A 2,848-nucleotide genomic window follows, 5' to 3' on the forward strand; every position below is an offset into this window, starting at 1 on the left:
GAAGTATCTCAATAACGTGATCGAGGCCGATCACGGAAAGCTCAAGATACTGATCAAGCCGGTGCGCGGTTTCAAATCGATCCCCACGGCCTATGCCACGATCAAGGGATTCGAAGTCATGCGAGCCCTGCGCAAAGGACAGGCTCGCCCCTGGTGCCTGCAGCCCGGCATCAGGGGCGAGGTGCGCCTTGTGGAGAGAGCTTTTGGCATTGGGCCCTCGGCGCTGACGGAGGCCATGGGCATGCTCAACCACCATTTCGCAGCAGCCGCCTGATCGGCGCAGAGCGACAGCCTACCTCTGACTGCCGCCAATCTTTGCAACAGAGCCGCAGCGCGAGCCATTCCAGGGCCCGGGCGCGGGCAAGGCCTTCCGTGGGCAGCAAGGCCTTTTCGGGCACGAGTTCCGCGATATGGTTGAGGATGGCGATATTTTCGGTCAGGACATCATCGCCGATCTGGAGCGCGGGCACCCGCGCCCACGGGTTTTTCTGACGATAGGCGTCTGAAAACTGGGCGTTTTGCGTCAGGTCGATCAGCTCCGCCTCATAAGGAAGGCCGGCTTCCTCCAATGCGGCATGGGACGCCAATGAGCATGAACCTGGATTGTAGTAGAGCTTCAACATGTCCCTGCAATTCTCCTGCGGACTGGGCAAAAAATGGCTTAATGCATATGTTCGGCACCGGAGCGTCGCCCCGAACGGAAGCAATCATCCGCCCGGTCGGAAAACGCTCCGAAACGACAGGCCGGAGCATTCCATCCGATGCGATCAGGCCGAAATGTTCAAAAATCCATCGGCTTCGAAAACCTTTCTGGCACGTTCCTCAATCCGATCCGCAAGTGACCTGCGAAGCGGCATGCCGTTCGAGACTTTTCTCAGCGTGTTATAGCTGAAGCCGAATGTTTCGAATATCTCCTCATTATTTCTCATCGTCGACAATGATGTGATCCGATCGGCGATCGAGGGATCCAAACAGCGCATTCCATTAGGCATTCGATCTTCCCCTACTGACGAATTCCAGCCGGTGCACGGTCGCAACTTGCCTGCCCGCGCAGTTCATCGGGCCATTCCCGCCGTTCCGGAAAACAGGCGGCGGGGTTTCCCCCTGGACCATGTTGCGCATGGGCCGGACACGCAGCGAGCGGGCCAGCGGACGTCGAGGCCGGGAGCGGATTGCGACGGACGCGCCGCGCATTGCCCGGAGATCGAAGCATAGGAATATCCTCTCCATGCGCTGTTATGGATCAGCGCCTGTCTTATCCGGCACGTCGGTGATTATTATGCTTATCGGGCCGTCCGGAAAGGATCGCAGCTTTCGCCTGCGGAGGAAATTGCTGCAAATGAATTAGGAATATTCGCGATACGGATTTGATCGAAACGGGGCCAACTGCCCACAAATCGGTCATGGGGATTGAGCGACCGCGCTTTGAAAGCAGCCATCGCATGCTATGGTCGCCTTGAGCATTTCCCGGCAGGCGGAATATCCGCCGACCGGAAAGCCCGCTAAAACAGGAAGCCGGAGCAGCCGGGCCGACGCCGTCGGACCGGACGCCGCTTCGGCTTCGCATCGCCAGGAATTGGAAGCGAACATGTCTCGAGACAATGCCATCGTCATGCGATACGACAATCCCGACATTCCGTCCGGCCGCGACATCGTATATCTTCACGGCCGCGGCAGCACCGAAAGGGAAGCGGGGTTCGCGCTGCCCCTTTTCGGCCGCGCGAATGTTCGCTCCTATCGCGGGCCGCTTCCCCAGGGGCCGGGGTTCGCCTGGTTCGAAAATGCCGGGATCGGCGTCGCCCTGCCCTCCAGCCTGTCGGGCGAAACGTCGAAGGTCGGCGACTGGATCGCCGCAGATACCGGCCGCCAACGGCCCTGGCTATGCGGTTTCAGCAACGGCGCCGCGATGGCCGCCAGTCTTCTGCTCAGCAATCCGGGGGCCTATAGCGGCCTCATCATGATCGGCGGCTGCTTCGCGGTGGAGGACGGCGACCTGCCGGACAACGGCCTGCTCGACAAGCCGGTCCTCTTCTGCCGGGGCCAATTCGACGATGTGATCCCGCGCCACAAGTTCGAGCAGGCGGAAGCCTATCTCTCCGGCCCCAGCGGCGCGCGGGCGACTTTCATCCCTTATGAAGGCGGGCATGAACTGCCGTTGCCGATCAAGGCGGCGGTGCAGGGCTGGCTCGGCGCGGAAAGCCGCTGAATTTCGTCCCGTCCTTGGCCATGGCCGAACGGGAGCGCCGGATGATCGAGAACCGGCCGCATCCGGAAATGATCGGATGCGGCCGGCACTGTTCCAGGATCAGGCCTTTGCTTATGCGGTGATCGGCGGAAGCCCCTCCACCGCGCGGCTCAGAAGCTGCACGATGCCCTCCTCCGTGATCGGACGGGGGTTGGGATAGGGGTTGGCGACCGCCAGCGCGGCGGCCTTCGCGATGCCGTCCTTGGGCATGCCGAGCTTCGCCAGCGACATTTCCGCGCCCAGGCCCACCGCCAGTTCGTACAGCTTGGTCGCGGGGTCGCCGCCGCCTAGTGCGCGGCTAGCCCGTTCCATCGCCTCCGGCACCGACGGCGCATTATAGGCGATCGCATGGGGCAGCACGGCGGTGTGGGTCTGCGCATGCGGCATGTCGAAGGTGCCGCCCAGCGTGTGGCAGAGCTTGTGGTGCAGCGCGACGCTCGCCGCGCCCAGGACGCTGCCGGCGAGCCAGCAGCCATAGAGCGCGTCGCCCCGCGCCTTCGCATCGGTGGGATCGGCCTTGATCAGCGGCAGGCTCCTGGCGAGCGCCCTGATGCTTTCCTCCGCCATCAGGGAGACGATGGGATTGCCGTCGAAGGCGTAAAG

The 2,848-nt window shown here is 62.4% G+C and carries 3 protein-coding genes and 1 pseudogene; 2 read left to right on the top strand and 2 right to left on the bottom strand.

The genetic code is table 11. The features are described from left to right. Positions 1 to 274, top strand: a 274-nt coding sequence (locus tag L286_RS37910; RefSeq protein ID WP_021222970.1) for a DDE-type integrase/transposase/recombinase, incomplete at its 5' end; no start/stop codon positions are given. Here L286_RS37910 and L286_RS37915 read toward each other — a convergent pair. Further along, entirely contained in the window at positions 246 to 623 is a 378-nt protein-coding gene (locus L286_RS37915) for a glutathione S-transferase N-terminal domain-containing protein (RefSeq protein ID WP_015460613.1), read from the bottom strand. The two genes, L286_RS37910 and L286_RS37915, sit on opposite strands and share 29 nt — an antisense overlap. Positions 624 to 1,588: 965 nt before the next feature. On the opposite strand from L286_RS37915, the gene L286_RS37925 reads away from it, so the two are divergent. Further along, positions 1,589 to 2,206 carry an alpha/beta hydrolase gene (locus L286_RS37925; RefSeq protein ID WP_013054035.1) on the top strand — a complete coding sequence of 206 codons (618 nt, stop codon included), beginning with the start codon at positions 1,589 to 1,591 and terminating at the stop codon, positions 2,204 to 2,206. 111 nt (positions 2,207 to 2,317) lie between these two features. On the opposite strand, the pseudogene L286_RS37930 reads toward L286_RS37925, so the two are convergent. Continuing rightward, a pseudogene (locus L286_RS37930) lies at positions 2,318 to 2,848 on the bottom strand (iron-containing alcohol dehydrogenase); the annotation flags it as partial.

Origin of the sequence: Sphingobium sp. HDIP04, assembly GCF_000445085.1 — a bacterium.
In the GTDB taxonomy this organism is placed as follows: Bacteria; Pseudomonadota; Alphaproteobacteria; order Sphingomonadales; family Sphingomonadaceae; genus Sphingobium; species Sphingobium indicum.